Here is a 16,450-nt window from a genome sequence, read left to right on the forward strand (position 1 = left end):
TTCATATATGTTTTCTGTACGTCAATCGATGAAGTGGGCCGGTGGTTTCGCACTCGGAACAGGGCTTATGGCAGCAGCACCGGCCGTGTCGGACGCAGCAGACTTATTAAATAAAGGCGACCGCGGGGACGACGTGTCCGAAGCACAGTCTGTTCTTGAGGATGAAGGCTATTACGACTACGCCGTAGACGGCATTTACGGACCGATCACAGACAGTGCCGTACGCAGCTTCCAGCGTGATCAGGGACTTGTAGTGGACGGTATTATCGGGCCGAACACCCGCGCAGCGCTCGATGATGTGGACGGCGGCGAAGCCGTGGAAGGAGCTTCCACATCTGAATCCTCTGAAAGCAGCTCCTCCGAAAGCGAAGACAGCAGCTCTTCGGAAGCATCAACCAGCAGCGATGCAGACAGCGGCGGTGAGACCATGACGATGGAGGCTACTGCCTACACAGCTGAATGTGCCGGCTGCAGCGGCATCACCGCTACAGGGAAGAATCTGAACAACGACCGTGACGCTAACGTGATTGCCGTAGATCCGGACGTGATCCCACTCGGCTCCACCGTGAAGGTCGAAGGCATGGGCACGTATGAAGCGGCTGATACAGGCGGCGCCATCAATAACGACCGCATCGATATTCACGTACCGACAAAATCGGATGCTTACGCATTTGGTCGCCAGGATGTAGAAGTAACAGTAGTAGACTAATAGAAGAATTTAAAAAGCCTGTCCCAAATTTTGGGTCAGGCTTTTTAAGTATAAACAAACTTTCTTTTTATTATCCAGGCTATGCTTACAAATAGAAAGCTTAGTATTACCCCTCCAACAATACTCCAAGTTGAGTATCCATTTTCATCTGAAGTTAAGTTATCTATTTGTACCTTGGCTTGATGCCCCATGCCGTCTTCAGCGATAAGGGTTTCCGCTTTATCTGCGTGCGGCGCGTAAGAAAAGGTTCCCTGGTCATTCAGGGATCCAGAGGTTAATTCGTCCCCTTCTTTATCAAGGACGTGAACCGTAGTTCGTTTGGAAAAGCTGCCATCATCATATTGAACTTGGACCGTATCTTCCCGTTCGTTATCGATCGTCAGTTTATGAGCTTCCACGCTCTGGGCCGGAAAGAAGCAGACCATTACGACCATCAAAGTGACCAGCCATTTAGACACATGGACCACCTTCTTCAGAGAACATATAGGACCGGGCTTCTTCGACGGTTTTTGGGCGCTCGGCGGTGTGCTGAAACAGACGGTAAAGCATGGGGAGCTTTAAGTTGGCCTCCTGAACCATCGACTCGTTTTCCAGTACTTCAGTCCCTCCGTGAGCGAGAAGGGTGCCCTCCTTCAATAATAAAAAATCGTCGGCCCATTGATAAGCGATGTCGACATCATGCGTCGTTAAAATAATTTGGTGTCCGCGTTGTTCCAATTGATTCAGCGTATCGATCATGGTTTGCAGCGAGGCGGGGTCCAGGCCGGAAAACGGTTCATCAAACAATAGCATATCCGGCTTCATGGCAATCACGCCGGCCATCGCGGTTTTCTTCTTTTGTCCCAGGCTCAAATGGTAGGGAGAATGGTCGAGCAAATCCGTAATGCGCATGAAGGAAGCTGCTTCATAGACGGTCTTCGTCACCGCTTGCTTGGACATTCCTTGATTTTTAGGGCCAAACGCAATATCCTCAAAGACCGTAGGGGCAAACAGCTGGTTTTCTGGGTGATCAAAAACAAACCCTATATGTTTTCGGATGGCTTTCGCCGAACGCTGGTGAACCTGTTGATGATGAATCGTAATCGTTCCTTCATTTGCCTCGAATAACGTGTCTATTAAATGAAGGAGGGTTGATTTGCCACTGCCGTTGGCTCCAAGAATCGCTGTCTTGGAAGAAGAAAAATCATAGGTGAAATGTCGCAGCGTGGGCGCTGTCGGGTCTTGGTAGGCATAGGAAACATTATCAAAAAAGCAATTCGTCATCGAAACCACCACCTATCTAAAATAACAACGACTAACGTCATACTGATAAAAACCGCACTGATCAACCCATCTTTGATGGGTATTCGGGGGGGCTCGTAACCGGTGCTCATATCCTCGTTAAATCCCCGGGCAGTCAGGGCTCGATAGACGTGTTCAGCCTGGTCAAACGATTTGATAATCATGCCTGTCATGATGGAACTATAGACACGGATCGAAGGACGCCACCCAGAGAAGGAAAAATGCCTGGAAGCAAGAGCTAAACGGAAGGTACGCAGTTGAAAAAACAGCTGATAAATATAGTACGCGGCCAGGAGGATGATCGTAAGTATCTTCGGCGGAATGTTTAGGTCGTAGAAGCTTTGCATTAATTTCGGAAACGGCTGCGTAAAGCATAGGAATAAAAGCAAAAAAAACGAGCTGGAAGCTTTTAATACGAGCACACTTGTGAAAATGATCTTTTCCTGGGCAACGGGCCATCCGTTACTGAAAAGAATAGGCACACTCAACAACAATAAAAAGGGAAGGACGACCAGGAACCGAAAAAAGAGATACGATAACTGAAACCGGGCGGATAAACATAGGAGGACAGCTCCTGTACAAACGAAACTGAGCATGAGCGGTGACTGCATCATCGATACGAAAAAAATGATGACAAGGAAACTGAGCATTTTTATCCGGGGATCCCAATGGAAGGCCCATGATTGATGGGGCCGCCAATATTTCCATTCTTTCATGAACACTTCCATATCTTAGGGCTCCTTTCGTTCTATCCAGCGGCCACTAATTGTGGCCGAAATTTAGCTAATTGGCCGATGACAAAACCCGTCAACAGCATTTCGATAATGGCAAGGGGAAGGTGACTGAGGGCCAATAAGCGAATGGTGGAAAATGTTCCTTCGCTGTAAAAAGACGAAGACAGGGAAAGCAGCAAGGAACCAATACCCACGGCTGTAAGAATACCAGCGAAACCACAACATCCCGCGACAAACGAGGCGTTCCATTTCCATCTCGCTCCCATCCATTGATAGATAAAATGGCAGAGGTAAGCCGGCAGGGACAAAATTAACAGGTTGGCCCCGAGTGTTGTGATCCCTCCATGTTGAAATAACAGCGCATGGAAAAGAAGGCCGATACCTATAGCAAGAGCACTTCGGCGGCCTGCCAGGATGCCGATGACTCCGCATAGAAGGGGGTGGACGGTACTTGGTCCTAAAGGAATATTGATCAAAGCTAAAATAAAAAAGACCGCCGTAAGCAGACTAATAGCAGGGATCTCTTTCTCCCTGATATGCTGCACGGAGTACCACAGGACACCTCCAGCAGCAACGCTCGTGGTGATGATAAGAGGGAGGCTGAGAACGCCATCAGACAAATGCATAGAATATCCTTCGTTCTTTATTAATGCGTATGCGTATCGCCGTCATCATGCGTGTGCTCCTTTTCTGTATCAGTGGAATCTTCCTGGCGCTGGCCTTTGTCATAGGATGCTTCCCGTTGAGCTTCTAGCGTTTCCTGTTGGTCGTTGGTAATCGACATTTGATGTTCTTCCGGGTCCTGGTTCAAAAAGACGGCGTAGGTACCTGCATCGATGGTAAAGGTGTACGAGGTGGACTCCTTTAACGTATAGGCATACTCATGCTCGGCTTGAAACGTCTTATGGTCTGTTACCTGATCGATGTCTTCTGCTTCCATCATATGAGCCGCATGGTGTTCCACGTCTTCAATGTTCTCGTCTTTCTGGATAAACCCAAGGGTGATGGGTTCAGGATCGTCGGCAGACGTTGTCACCGTATAGGTCGTTCCTTCCTGAAAACGATACTCCCCTTTCCACTCATAAGGGAGGTCGTCATGGTGGGAAACCTCACTGTTCTCTTTTTCTGCAGTATCTTCGTGGGAGGCAGATGCTTCCTCCGATGAACTGGATGCTTGTTCTTCCTGATCTGGAGCATTTTCCGCGTTGCTTTCGGCATTGTCCCCTGTGCCACAGGCTGCCATAAAGGAAAAGGAAAGAAGGCATCCACCTAATAGTATTCGTGACATAATTTTTCCCCTTCTACTTTATGTTATAAAATATAAGTCTCTAATGTATCGGCTGCTAGTTTCATTGCTCGTTTTAATTCAATAAGGTCATCACTCAACCAACGGAGGCAATATAGATTTTTGGTTACTTGAGTGACCGCGCTATTAGTGGTTAATGAAGCTTCTAATGCTAGTTCATTAATAACATTATCATTAAAATGAGGAGAGTACGCCCAAAGGGTGGCGTAATAAGCAGCTCCATCCAATATTCCTAATTGTTTATATGAAGTATTGTAGGGAGAAAAGCGAAAACGATCATAAGCTGAAAGTGTACTGTCTATATAAATCGAAGTATTAATATCTACAAAACGGTAATGATAATTTTCCCCTTTTCCTTTACGCCCGGAGGCAAGTATTTCTCCCCACAAGAGGTGCGAATCTCTGGTTAACTCAAGTCTTGTAACACTTGTCAATTCTGCATCCTCATATAAAATAATCGATTCAGGAATAAGACGTAAATATGAGTACGGTGAAACGCTTACTTCAGTAATTTGTTTAGTGGTTTCTCCCTGTTTGCATGGATACACCTTTGTGGCTGATTGTTGAATAAGAGTTGCTTTAGTGTCCTGGGATAATTGTACATAATATTTACTGCTGTCTCCGGAAACCATTCCGCCGGATGTTTCCATTAAATAAATGAAAGCATGTTCTGCATCTTTTGGATATAAAGCGTGGCTGGCGTGCAGAGGTGAGGTCTGCTGCAAAGAAGTTATTACTGTTTTTTGATTATTGTTTTGGAGTTCAATACTTAAAGACCCGTGTAGCTGTCTTCCTTGATTAAGCACCGCTTTTCACGTCCTTGGTCCATTCTATGTCCTCTAAGAGAAGAGAATGCTGAATCCAGGAAATAACACCATCCAATCCAATTCCTTCTTTTTGATTAGCTAATACAAAAGGTCTTTTTCCTCGAGCAGCGAGAGCATCTTTTTCCATACGATCGAGATCAACCTCTACATAGGGAGCGAGGTCAATTTTATTAATTACGAGAAAATCAGAACGAGCTACTCCTGGGCCGCCCTTACGAGGTATATCCTGTCCTTCGGCTACATCTGTAACGTAAATATAGCCATCAACGAGTTCTGGACTAAAAGTAGCGGATAAATTATCGCCTCCGCTTTCCACAAAGATGATATCGAGGTTAGGGAAGCGGTGAGTTAATTCATCGATAGCTGCAAAATTCATTGAAGCATCCTCGCGAATTGCCGTATGTGGGCATCCACCTGTTTCTACTCCAATAATACGTTCGGCTGGAAGGACGCCGTTCACAGTTAAAAATTGGGCATCTTCTTTTGTGTATATATCGTTTGTGATAACGGCTACTTCATATTGTTGATGAATGGCTCGGGTAATTTTTTCGACCAGCGCGGTTTTTCCAGAGCCTACAGGTCCTGCGATTCCTATTTTTACAGGTTTATGCATAATGAAATCCTTCCTTTCGTGAATTAAGATATAAATAAACGGACACGTAAATATTCATGACGCATAGAAGCCAGTTCGAGCCCGGCTGCGGAATTTCCGATATCATTAATATCCAACTCCAGTACTTTTTGAGCTGCTTGTTCAAAGTACGGCAGGAGCTCATATATTGTTTTTACTCCGGTTGTCTGGCCGAGTGGTACCGCCCGAACAGCGTTGTGTACCATCCCAGTAGTACATGAATACAAAAATGCTGTTAAAGATTCGAGCAGATTAAACTCTTTAAATAGAGAGTACAGCCCGTAAATGATTGGGTAATGAAATTGAATATTTTCTTGTTTTAACAGCGAAGAGATACGTTCGCCGGGACCATCAATTTCCAGCATCTGAATAGTTTTTAAAAACTGGCTGCCCATTTGAATGCTTCCATTCCGTGCTTCTTTTGCCAGCTTAGAAGCGTGACATAACGAAGCGATATATTGTAGGTTATTCCAATTCTTTTCTCTTTCTAGTTGCATAATTTCTTTTACTACTATACCGTCGCCGTAAACTAAATTCTGCTGAAGGTAGGATAAGCAATGCTCTGTTAACGACTGTTGATCCACAATTTTATCTTCTTGAATATACGTCTCCATCCCAAATGAATGTGTATAAGATCCAATTGGAAAAGCAGAGTCGTGTAACTGCATTAAATGTAATTGCTTAGTGTTCATGTGTGTGGCTATGTCCTTTATACTTGAACGGCTGATTAAATCTTCTTTTTTCATTCGCAAATGTTACGTTAATATCTTTCAAAAGGGGAGGAATTGTTGAATCATATCGCACGATGATTTCTTTATCCTGGATCAAACAAGGGGTATGGCGGTTGCCAAGTTCGAAAGCTGCCCGCCCCATCTCCTCTACGGAAGCGGGATAAATAATAATTGCGTCCTCTAAAACAGTATTTATAACGATTTTCTTATTTTCATTTTCGAATAAAATATCGCCAGGGTGAAGATATATCTCTTCCTCAAGAGCAATGGCAATATCCTCTCCATTATTTGATTTCTTTCGAAGGATTCTTTTTCCGAGTTCCTCCCATTCTAATTCCACATAATCGATAAGCTTCGTTTCTTCTGAATTTTCGTCGAGGCGCCCTAGAGGTTTAGTGATTTTCATGTTTATTACTCCTTAATTTTTCTAGTATATTCAGAAAAGAAAATAGCGCTGAGCCATAGCAACCTCTTCAAGAGGTTCGCATTCAACTAGTTCTCCATTTACTTTTACTTCATAAGTTTCTGGATTAATGTCTATATCCGAGACGTTATCATTATGCTTCATATCTTTCTTTCCTATATTTCGGCAATTTTTAACGGGAACTACTTTTTTTTGTAATTGCAATTTTTTATGAATATTATTTTCATATGCTGCTTTTGAAATAAAAGTTAAGCAGGTAGTATATTTAGATCTTCCGAAGCTCGCAAACATTGGTCTTGGGAAAACAGGTTGAGGGGTAGGTATAGAAGCGTTGGGATCTCCCATTTGTGCATAAGCAATATGCCCCCCTTTAATAATCGTTTCTGGTTTAACGCCAAAAAATGCTGGCTCCCACAATACTAAATCAGCAAATTTGCCTTCTTCTACAGAGCCAACTTCTTCATTGATTCCATGGGCTATAGCAGGGTTGATAGTATATTTTGAGATGTAACGTTTAGCGCGAAGGTTATCATTTTCATTTTCGGCATCATTTTGGAGATAACCACGTTGCTTTTTCATTTTATCTGCTGTCTGCCATGTCCTAATAATGACTTCGCCGACCCGTCCCATAGCCTGAGAATCGGACGAGATAATGCTAATCAATCCTATATCGTGAAAAATATCTTCTGCAGCAATCGTTTCCGGTCTTATACGGGAATCAGCAAATGCTACATCTTCTGGTACATTTTTATCTAAGTGATGGCAAACCATTAACATATCTAAATGTTCGTCAATTGTATTTTTAGTAAAGGGTCGGGTCGGATTAGTTGATGAAGGAAGTACATTTGGATAAGAAGCAATTTTCATAATGTCCGGAGCGTGTCCTCCGCCAGCGCCCTCTGTATGGTATGTATGAATTACCCGGTCACCGATAGCATTAATGGTATCTTCTACAAAACCTGCCTCATTAAGAGTGTCTGTATGAATGGCTACTTGAACGTCGTATTCATCTGCTACTGAAAGACACGTGTCAATAGCACCTGGTGTAGTGCCCCAGTCTTCATGCAGTTTTAAGCCTAGGGCCCCAGCTTCTATTTGTTCGGCAAGAGGAGATTTATGGGAACCGTTACCTTTACCAAGAAAGCCCATATTCATTGGAAATTCTTCAGCAGCTTCAAGCATTCTTTGAATATTCCATTCTCCAGGCGTACAGGTGGTGGCATTAGTACCAGTAGCTGGACCAGTTCCGCCTCCGAGCATTGTGGTAATACCTGAGCATATGGCTGTTTCAATTTGCTGGGGGCTGACAAAATGGATGTGGGCATCTATTCCTCCTGCAGTTAAAATTTTACCTTCTCCGGCAATAACCTCAGTGGAAGCTCCGCAAATAAGCTCGGGATGTACGCCGTCCATAGTACCTGGATTGCCGCTTTTCCCAATTGCTTTTATTCGTCCATCTTTAATACCGACATCGGCTTTGAAAATTCCACTATGGTCTACAACTAAAGCATTGGTAATTAAAAGGTCTACCACGCCTTCAGAGCGTGTAGCAGTTCCATTTTGACCCATGCCATCTCTTAGAACTTTACCTCCGCCAAATTTAGCCTCATCTCCGTAAAAAGTAAAATCCTTTTCAACCTCTATCCAAAGATCTGTATCTGCAAGCCGAACTTGATCTCCGGTAGTTGGACCATATAAACTGGCATACTGTTTCCGGTTCATCTCCATTAAGAATCTTCTCCTTTGAAACCTTTTGATTCTGCAAGCTCAGTTAATTCCTCAGGGTGAGAGATAGAACCATTTGTGAGATTATTTAATCCAAAAACCTCCCTTGTGCCACCCATCTCCACAAGCTCTACCTCCGTTTCTTCGCCCGGTTCAAAACGAACAGCGGTACCCGAAGGTATATTTAAATGTTTGCCAATACCAGCTTGTCGTGAAAATGCAAGGAACCGGTTAACTTCAAAAAAATGAAAATGAGATCCTACCTGAATTGGCCGGTCGCCTGTATTTAAAACTCTAATAATTAAAGTGTTTCTATTTTTATTCCCATGTATGCTTTTTGAGGCAAGGCGATATTCACCCGGAATCATTACAATTCCCCTTTCAGTTTATAGGCTGGTGCACAGTAACTAGTTTGACACCGTCAGGAAAAGTAGCTTCTACTTGAACGTTGTCTACCATACTCGGCACGCCTTCCATTACCTGTTCTTTTTTTAAAACTTGTTTCCCTTCACCCATTAATTGGGCTACGGATTTTCCTTCACGTGCACCTTCGGCTATGTAAGAACTAATAAGGGCAATAGCTTCGGGATAATTTAATTTGATACCCTTGTTTTTTCTTTTCTCAGCTAATTCGCCGGCTAAGAAAGTCATTAATTTTTCTTGTTCCATTGGTGAAAGTTTCATCCAGGCTCTCCCTTCAATGAATATTAATTATTTTGTGTAAGTATATCTGACATAAAAGTTGATATCGAACATGATGTTAATTTTTCTCACATACTTTTTTCGAAAATAGTTTTGGCTGGCAAATTCGTATCAGGTGATAGAACAAATGTTATTTGGTTATATCTAAAAATTTTGGAGAAATACTTCAGCATTTAAAAATTTTGGAGAAACCCTAATTTCGCAGTCTTTTTTTATTCCAAAAGGAAAATATAAGAAAAGAAAAAGCTTACTTAAATGTAAGCTTTTCTTACATAAATAAAGATAATCTTTTTCTGCTGTGTTACTTTAACGAACAGAGTGAAAAGGGGGATTTTATACGATGTCAGTAAAAAAGAGCGGTCAAGTGCTTTTTATGATTATGTTTACTTGTCTGTTTATTTTCATTGCGGGTTGTAGCACGAATCAAGAGGATTCAAGAGCTGAAACCCCGGACGATGAAGTTGAAAACACAGAGGTAGAAGACTCGGGTGAAGAGGTAGAAGTAGAGGATGATCAAATCCCTGTAGGTATTCTGCATTCACTAAGCGGAACAATGGCTATGAGCGAATCTTCAGTAAGGGACGCGGAATTGCTGGCCATTGAAGAAATCAATGAAGAAGGCGGAGTGCTGGGAAAAGAACTAGTGCCGGTAATAGAAGACGGAGCCTCCGATTGGCCGACTTTTGCAGAACGCGCCAGTAAACTTTTACAGCAAGATGAAGTTCCGGTCATCTTTGGCGGTTGGACTTCGGCAAGCCGTAAGGCGATGAAGCCAGTGGTTGAAAACAATAATGGCCTGCTGTTTTATCCTGTTCAATATGAAGGAATGGAATCATCTCCGAATATTTTTTATAACGGAGCAGCTCCAAATCAACAAATTATTCCAGCGGTAGATTGGCTGATGGAGAATAAAGGCGATGACATATTTTTATTAGGATCCGATTATGTATTTCCGAGGGTTGCAAATAATGCGATTAGATCTCAGGTGGAAGCTAAAGGCGGCACAATAGCTAACGAACAATATACACCGTTAGGACATACTGATTACAATACAATTATTTCCAGAATCAAAGAAGAAGATCCAGATGTGATTTTTAATACATTAAATGGTGATAGTAATGTTGCTTTCTTTAAACAATTGCACGATGCAGGGATTTCTTCTGAAGACATTCCGGTGATGTCTGTATCAGTGGCTGAAGAAGAGATTCAGGGTATAGGAGCAGACGTTATTGAAGGGCACTATTCAAGCTGGAATTATTATCAATCCACAGAAACACCGGAAAATGAAGAATTTGTTTCTTCCTTCAAAGAAACTTATGGTGAGGATCGGGTTATCGGAGATCCAATCGAAGCAGGTTACTTTATGGTTCATTTATGGGCAAAGGCTGTCGAAAAAGCAGGAACGACTGATGTGGATGCAGTAAAAGAAGCAGCTGATGGAATTACTTACGATGCTCCAGGAGGCACGGTGGAAATCGATGGGGAGAATCAACACGTAGCGAAAACTGTACGTATTGGTGAAGTTCAAAGTGATGGTCAGTTTGAAGAAGTGTGGAATTCTGGAGAACCTGTTGAACCAGATCCTTACTTGAAAGAATATGATTGGGCAGAAGGGATAAGTGAAGATTTAACGGATGAATAAAAAATAAGGAGGAACTATAGTGGAGGGAATTATAGCTCAAATTTTTAATGGTATTAGTTTAGGTTCCATTCTTTTATTAATAGCTCTCGGACTTGCAATTACGTTTGGTTTAATGAATGTCATAAATATGGCGCACGGCGAGCTGATCATGATAGGCGCTTATACTACTTATGTAGTTCAGACGATTTTTATTAATTATTTTCCGGAAGGACTTTTTGATTGGTATTTCTTATTTGCTATTCCGGCAGCTTTTATACTGGCTGCATTAATTGGGTTAGTGATGGAAGTTACAGTTATTCGTTTTTTGTATGGCCGTCCACTCGACAGCTTATTGGCTACTTTTGGTATCAGCCTTGTGCTACAGCAATTGGCACGGTCAATATTTGGGGCTCCCAACGTCGGGGTGCAAAGCCCGGAGCTGCTTTCTGGAGCAGTTGAAATTTTTTCGATGTCATTTCCGATTTCCCGGATATTTATTTTAATTCTGGTCGCTCTTTGTGTTGGCTTTATGTTTTATTACTTTTATAAAACCGGCAATGGCCGCCGTATACGGGCGGTAATGCAAAATCGTGATATGGCAGCAAGTCTTGGAATCTCAACCAGGAAAGTTGATGCAAGTACTTTTGCTATCGGAGCCGGATTTGCTGGAGTAGCAGGTATGGCTCTAACTCTTATTGGCCCTATTGGTCCTACACTTGGAACAGCTTATATCATTGATGCTTTCATGGTGGTTGTTGTAGGAGGAGTTGGCATGCTTCTCGGCACTGTAGCTGGGGCGTTGGGTATTGGAGTATTTAATACAATTTTCGAATACTTTACTGATGCTTCTATGGGGCGCGTGTTGATATTTGTTCTTATCATTCTCTTTTTACAATGGAAACCAAACGGTTTGTTTAGTATTAATACACGAAAATTGGATTAGTAAGCGGAGGGAGCGAGAAGAGTGGCAATATCTATTCTAAATAAATTGAGAACAAAAAAGGGGCTATTCTATTTATTAGCTCTACTGCTGGCTTTGTTGCCTTTAATGATGAGCAATTTTTATATTAATTTGCTGGGTCAATTTTTGGCATTTGCTATTTTGGTCATTGGGTTAGACCTGCTTTGGGGTTATACAGGAGTATTAAGTTTAGGTCACGGTATCTTTTTTGGTTTCGGAGCTTACGTTATGGCTATTTATGTGACTATTGAATCGTCTAATGGTGCAGTGCCAGATTTTATGCTTTGGAGCGGAATGTCAGAGCTTCCATGGATGTGGGTCATGCTTTCGAATCCATTTGCCGCTATTGCTTTAGCGATAATCGCTCCCATGATACTGGCATTTATCTTAGGTTTTTTCACATTTCGTAACCGTATTAAAGGCGTTTATTTCACGATTCTCACTCAGGCTTTAGTGCTTGTTACTGTAACCTTAATAGTTAGTCAGCAAAAATTCACCGGCGGGACAGATGGTTTAACTAATTTAAGCACTATTTTTGGATTTTCACTTTCTGATCCTCGCACTCAAACAGTAATTTATTTTATAACACTCGCTTTATTAGTTGGAATTTTCTTATTTTGCTACCGTTTAGTGAATAGCCGTTTTGGAAAAGTGCTTGTAGCTATTCGGGACGGGGAAAATAGATTGCGTTTTTCTGGATACAATACCTCCTATTATAAGATACTGGTATTTACAATATCAGCTGGTATAGCAGGGCTGGCTGGAATGATGTATGTATTGCAGATAGGCATAATATCACCTTCTATGATTGACATTATCCCTTCCATTGAAATGGCACTTTGGGTAGCACTTGGAGGCAGGGCTACTTTATTAGGACCGGTACTCGGAGCTATTTTAGTTAATACAGGAACTACATATTTCAGTGAAAATTACCCTGATTTATGGAATTACTTTATCGGTCTTGTATTCATTATAGTAATCGTATTTCTCCCTGGTGGTTTAATGTCCTTAGGTGAAAAAATTTCGAAAAAATGGAGGAATTTTAATGCAAAGCGAACAAATACAGGCACATTCCCAGAAAAAAATTCTTAACTGTAAAGATATTATCGTTAAATTTGGAGAATTCACTGCACTAAACAAGTTTTCTTTTCATATAGACCGAAAAGAAATACATTTTTTAATAGGACCGAATGGAGCAGGAAAAACTACTTTTTTAGACGTATTATGCGGTCTTACAAAAATAACTAAAGGAAAAGCAGTTTTCGATAATGACTATGACCTTAACGGAAAACCCGAATTTGAAATAGCAAGAATGGGAATTGGAAGAAAATTTCAGGCGCCGACTATATTTCCATATTTAACGGTGCAGGAGAACCTGGAGATAGCGATGAAACAAAATAAAAAGGTTTTTTCAATACTGAAAGCAAAAATGACAAAAAAGGAAAAAGAAAAACTCGACAAACAAATGGAAACGATCGGACTAACAAAACAAAAAACTTTAATTGCGGGGAATCTGTCGCATGGGCAGAAGCAATGGCTCGAAATCGGAATGGTCATGATGCAGGAACCTGAACTACTTCTTTTAGATGAGCCTATTGCTGGGATGACTGAAGAAGAGGAAGAAAAAACAGGAAAGTTACTGCAGGAGTTAAAGAAGCAATGCACGATAATCGTTGTTGAACATGACATGGACTTTGTAAGTAAGTATGCCGAAAGAGTTACAGTAATGCATGAGGGGGCCTTACTAAGCGAAGGTTCCATGGAGGAAGTGCAAAATAACGACAAAGTTAAAGAAGTCTATTTAGGCAGCAAGGGAGCTGTGTAATATTGCTACAATTGAAGGATGTAGAATCAGGCTACGATGAAAGCATGGTCTTACGGGATGTATCAATAAAAGTAAAGCAAAATCAAGTAATATGTATTTTAGGAAGAAATGGAGTAGGGAAGTCTACGCTTATTAAGACAATTATGGGCGTGTTGAAAGTTCAGGGTGGTACAATCGCTTTTGAGGATAAAGAGCTCACGAAAGCGAGTGCCACTATACGCTCTAAAGCTGGGATAGGTTATGTACCCCAGGGGAGAGAGATTTTCACTACTCTTACTGTTTACGAAAATCTATTACTTGGATTCGAGTCAAACCCTAATAAAAATAAAGAAATAATAAATAAAGTGTATAAATATTTTCCGGTTTTGCAAGAAATGAAAAACAGAAATGGGGGAGATTTAAGCGGTGGCCAGCAGCAGCAGTTAGCAATTGGACGGGCGTTAATTGCCGAACCGAAACTTCTTCTATTAGACGAGCCGGCGGAAGGTATACAACCAAATATTGTAGAGGATATTCAAAACGTAATTTTAGATTTAAAGAATGAAACGAAAACCTCTATGGTTTTGGTAGAGCAGGATCTGGGGTTTGCTAAGGCAGTTGGTGATTATTTTTATGTAATAGATCGTGGAACGGTGGTATTCGAGGGATCTGAACTAATAGACGAAAAAGTAGAAAAACATTTAAGCATTTAATATAAAAAACTAGAGTTAGCTTCAGACGAATGACATTTCATTCCGTCTGAAGTTTTTTATCATAAAAGCAGCAAAAAAGAGCACCGTTCAGTGCTCCTGTTAACCAATTTTTGTGTATGGATAAACGTCACGTATACGCCGGTAGTGGTATTCGCCTGCAGAATCAGAGGCCATCAGGCCGCGGAAAATATGCTCGGGTACGCCGCGGTAGTCATAGACGAGGCCGTCGGTGAATTCAATACGGAGAAGCTCACTGAAGGGATCGTAGCCGGCCTGTGCTAAATGGCTCGAATGAATGCGGTACATATCCATAGTTTTGGGCTCCTTTCGGAGGGTGATGAAGAAAACTCCCGGCTGCGGGCTTTGCTTACAGCGTTTTAATATCGGAGGATTCAAAATCATTCAGGCGGAACATGCAGTAGGCGAGGGTGAGAAATTCCGGAGTTGTCACGCAGGAATCCTGATTTTTATTGACATAGACTGACACCTTCCAGCCTGAGTTTTTAAACGTAATCGTAGCAACGGTTACTTTTTCGCACCGGACGATCAGCTGCTCGTGGCGGTTCTGGTAGATTTCAAGCTGTTCATTGTCAATGTGGCCCTTTACATGAAAACGAAAGTAAGGGAAAAATATTTGGTCGCGCAGCTCAATTTCATCTGCCCCGCTGCATGGCTGAAACATATAATGATAGCGGAGACGCCGGTGCATCTTACCTTTTTTCACACCCATGGCCATCCTTGTTTGGCCGTGAGTATCTTTAAACCGGTACGCGTCTCCGGTACGCATATGGTCTGTGTTAACGTCGATGGTTTTGGCGTCGGCACGCTCAAGCAGGCCGACCGTTTCCCCTCCGTGGTTGTAGACTGAAACTGAATTGTGGGAGGAAAAGAAAAGTATATCGTTAAAGATCCACTCCTGATTCTGCATAGATGCTGTCCCCCCTTTATGGTTCGCGCGGCATGCGCTAAACCACCCCGCTGTTTATCTATGTATGTGTACGCCTTCAAAAAGGGTATCGTTTCACTTATCGTTGTCATTATTTCCCGTTTTTGCCTTTAGGCAAACCCTGGGGAAAGAAGGAACGGCTGGAAAGCATCTAAAAAATTGTGCGATACTAAAGAAAAAGGAGGTCAAAAAATGAAGGCGGTAACCGAAGCATGGACCCGGGCATTAAAAGCACGGGAGGAGGACGCAGCCGTTCTCACGAACCCGGCTGATATTTACTATGCGAGTGGCTTTTACACAGACCCGCATGAACGGCTGTTGATGCTTATTCTTTTTCAGGAGGGAGAGCCGGTGCTTGTCTGTCCGGAAATGGAAAGGGCGCTGGTGGAAACAAGCGGATGGCACGGGAGCATTGTTACCTACACCGATAGTGAAGACCCGTGGGACATTGTGAAAAAAGCACTTCACACACAGATGCCGAACCCATTCCGGATTGCGGTGCAAAAAACCTATTTATCCGTTGCCCGGTTTGAAAGGCTGCAGCACATCTATCCGGGAGTCCGCTATACAGACTTTGAGCGGGTGATTGTGCAGAGTCGCCAGGTGAAATCGCCGGAGGAGCTGACGCAAATCCAGCACGCAGTCGATATTGCTGAACGGGCGCTTGAAATCGTCGCAGGCGGGCTCCAGGAAGGAGTGACCGAGCGGCAGGTTGTTCATCAGCTGGAAGAGGCGATGAAGCAGGAAGGAGCAGACGGGGCGGCTTTTGGTACAATCGTCCTGTTTGGAGAAAAAAGCGCTTATCCACACGGCGTGCCGTCAGAAGCACAGCTGCAAAAGGGCGACCTGATTCTGGTGGATCTCGGCGCACGGTACGGACGCTTCTGCTCGGATATGACGCGTACCTGGATATTTGGCGGAGCGGATAAAATTGCGCTGGAACGCCTCGAGCTCGTATCAGAAGCGAAAGCAGAAGCGATAAAGGCGTGCCGGGACGGCAGGCGCATCGGGGATGTGGACAAAGCCGCCCGGGACGTGCTGACAGAAGCCGGCTATGGTGATCATTTTATTACCCGTGTTGGTCATGGTCTCGGCATGGATGTGCACGAAGCACCGTCGATTCACGGCGGCAACAACAACCTGCTGGAAGCCGGGATGGTGCTCACCATTGAACCGGGCATTTATATTGAAGGCTGGGGCGGCATCCGCCTGGAGGACGATGTGGTTGTCAGCAGGCAGGGCGGGGAAATCATGAACCGTCTGGAAACGCTTTTAAGCAAATAGGAGCTGTCATACAAGAAGGGCCTGGACGCATATTGCGCCCAGGCCCTTTTC

Annotated in this window: 21 protein-coding genes; 7 read left to right on the top strand and 14 right to left on the bottom strand. The window is 43.0% G+C overall.

What is annotated here, in order from left to right:
* Positions 1-7: 7 nt before the first annotated feature.
* Positions 8-709, top strand: a complete 702-nt coding sequence (locus G548_RS17055) for a peptidoglycan-binding protein (protein WP_022792411.1) — start codon at positions 8-10, stop codon at positions 707-709.
* Positions 710-753: 44 nt separating this feature from the next.
* Here G548_RS17055 and G548_RS0101655 read toward each other — a convergent pair whose 3' ends face one another.
* The 12 genes from G548_RS0101655 to ureA are packed head-to-tail and all read right to left on the bottom strand — an operon-like array spanning position 754 to position 9,052.
* Positions 754-1,167 (bottom strand): hypothetical protein, encoded by a 414-nt coding sequence (locus tag G548_RS0101655; RefSeq protein WP_022792412.1) that lies wholly within the window; start codon positions 1,165-1,167, stop codon positions 754-756.
* Positions 1,160-1,972, bottom strand: coding sequence for an energy-coupling factor ABC transporter ATP-binding protein (locus G548_RS0101660; RefSeq protein WP_022792413.1), 813 nt, complete (start codon positions 1,970-1,972; stop codon positions 1,160-1,162). The genes G548_RS0101655 and G548_RS0101660 overlap by 8 nt, the downstream gene beginning before the upstream one ends.
* Positions 1,969-2,718: a CbiQ family ECF transporter T component gene (locus tag G548_RS0101665; RefSeq protein WP_022792414.1), complete on the bottom strand. Its 750-nt coding sequence runs from the start codon at positions 2,716-2,718 to the stop codon at positions 1,969-1,971. Before G548_RS0101665 ends, G548_RS0101660 begins: the two co-directional genes overlap by 4 nt.
* 20 nt (positions 2,719-2,738) lie before the next feature.
* Complete coding sequence (locus G548_RS0101670) at positions 2,739-3,371, bottom strand: CbiM family transporter (RefSeq protein ID WP_281163390.1); 633 nt, start codon at positions 3,369-3,371, stop codon at positions 2,739-2,741.
* Positions 3,371-4,012 carry a hypothetical protein gene (locus tag G548_RS0101675; protein WP_156847893.1) on the bottom strand — a complete coding sequence of 214 codons (642 nt, stop codon included), beginning with the start codon at positions 4,010-4,012 and terminating at the stop codon, positions 3,371-3,373. The genes G548_RS0101670 and G548_RS0101675 overlap by 1 nt, the downstream gene beginning before the upstream one ends.
* Before the next feature lie 23 nt (positions 4,013-4,035).
* On the bottom strand, positions 4,036-4,836 hold the full coding sequence (locus G548_RS0101680) for an urease accessory protein UreD (protein ID WP_022792417.1): 801 nt from the start codon (positions 4,834-4,836) through the stop codon (positions 4,036-4,038).
* Positions 4,829-5,470, bottom strand: a complete 642-nt coding sequence (gene ureG, locus G548_RS0101685; protein ID WP_022792418.1) for an urease accessory protein UreG — start codon at positions 5,468-5,470, stop codon at positions 4,829-4,831. Before ureG ends, G548_RS0101680 begins: the two co-directional genes overlap by 8 nt.
* A gap of 23 nt (positions 5,471-5,493) precedes the next feature.
* Positions 5,494-6,180, bottom strand: a complete 687-nt coding sequence (locus G548_RS0101690; protein WP_022792419.1) for an urease accessory protein UreF — start codon at positions 6,178-6,180, stop codon at positions 5,494-5,496.
* Positions 6,170-6,625: an urease accessory protein UreE gene (locus G548_RS0101695; protein ID WP_022792420.1), complete on the bottom strand. Its 456-nt coding sequence runs from the start codon at positions 6,623-6,625 to the stop codon at positions 6,170-6,172. Before G548_RS0101695 ends, G548_RS0101690 begins: the two co-directional genes overlap by 11 nt.
* A 30-nt stretch (positions 6,626-6,655) precedes the next feature.
* Positions 6,656-8,371, bottom strand: a complete 1,716-nt coding sequence (gene ureC / locus G548_RS0101700; protein ID WP_022792421.1) for an urease subunit alpha — start codon at positions 8,369-8,371, stop codon at positions 6,656-6,658.
* Positions 8,371-8,736 (bottom strand): urease subunit beta, encoded by a 366-nt coding sequence (locus tag G548_RS0101705; protein ID WP_022792422.1) that lies wholly within the window; start codon positions 8,734-8,736, stop codon positions 8,371-8,373. The genes ureC and G548_RS0101705 overlap by 1 nt, the downstream gene beginning before the upstream one ends.
* Positions 8,737-8,749: 13 nt before the next feature.
* Positions 8,750-9,052, bottom strand: coding sequence for an urease subunit gamma (ureA, locus tag G548_RS0101710; protein WP_022792423.1), 303 nt, complete (start codon positions 9,050-9,052; stop codon positions 8,750-8,752).
* A gap of 358 nt (positions 9,053-9,410) precedes the next feature.
* On the opposite strand from ureA, the gene urtA reads away from it, so the two are divergent.
* The 5 genes from urtA to urtE are packed head-to-tail and all read left to right on the top strand — an operon-like array spanning position 9,411 to position 14,169.
* Positions 9,411-10,712 carry an urea ABC transporter substrate-binding protein gene (urtA, locus tag G548_RS0101715; protein WP_022792424.1) on the top strand — a complete coding sequence of 434 codons (1,302 nt, stop codon included), beginning with the start codon at positions 9,411-9,413 and terminating at the stop codon, positions 10,710-10,712.
* A 19-nt stretch (positions 10,713-10,731) separates the two neighbouring features.
* Complete coding sequence (urtB, locus tag G548_RS0101720; protein WP_022792425.1) at positions 10,732-11,634, top strand: urea ABC transporter permease subunit UrtB; 903 nt, start codon at positions 10,732-10,734, stop codon at positions 11,632-11,634.
* A 21-nt stretch (positions 11,635-11,655) separates the two neighbouring features.
* Entirely contained in the window at positions 11,656-12,744 is a 1,089-nt protein-coding gene (gene urtC, locus G548_RS17060; RefSeq protein ID WP_022792426.1) for an urea ABC transporter permease subunit UrtC, read from the top strand.
* A complete protein-coding gene (gene urtD / locus G548_RS0101730; protein ID WP_022792427.1) occupies positions 12,698-13,477 on the top strand; it encodes an urea ABC transporter ATP-binding protein UrtD in 780 nt (259 codons plus the stop codon). The genes urtC and urtD overlap by 47 nt, the downstream gene beginning before the upstream one ends.
* 2 nt (positions 13,478-13,479) lie before the next feature.
* A complete protein-coding gene (gene urtE / locus G548_RS0101735; protein WP_022792428.1) occupies positions 13,480-14,169 on the top strand; it encodes an urea ABC transporter ATP-binding subunit UrtE in 690 nt (229 codons plus the stop codon).
* A gap of 99 nt (positions 14,170-14,268) precedes the next feature.
* Here the strand turns inward: urtE and G548_RS0101740 are convergent, their stop codons facing one another.
* Positions 14,269-14,481: a KTSC domain-containing protein gene (locus G548_RS0101740; protein ID WP_022792429.1), complete on the bottom strand. Its 213-nt coding sequence runs from the start codon at positions 14,479-14,481 to the stop codon at positions 14,269-14,271.
* Positions 14,482-14,536: 55 nt separating this feature from the next.
* Positions 14,537-15,097 carry a hypothetical protein gene (locus G548_RS0101745; protein ID WP_022792430.1) on the bottom strand — a complete coding sequence of 187 codons (561 nt, stop codon included), beginning with the start codon at positions 15,095-15,097 and terminating at the stop codon, positions 14,537-14,539.
* A gap of 210 nt (positions 15,098-15,307) precedes the next feature.
* Between G548_RS0101745 and G548_RS0101750 the strand changes: the two genes are divergently transcribed.
* Positions 15,308-16,399, top strand: coding sequence for a M24 family metallopeptidase (locus G548_RS0101750; RefSeq protein WP_022792431.1), 1,092 nt, complete (start codon positions 15,308-15,310; stop codon positions 16,397-16,399).
* Positions 16,400-16,450: the final 51 nt, after the last annotated feature.

The sequence above is a fragment of the Marinococcus halotolerans DSM 16375 genome, assembly GCF_000420725.1.
Classification (GTDB): domain Bacteria; phylum Bacillota; class Bacilli; order Bacillales; family Marinococcaceae; genus Marinococcus; species Marinococcus halotolerans.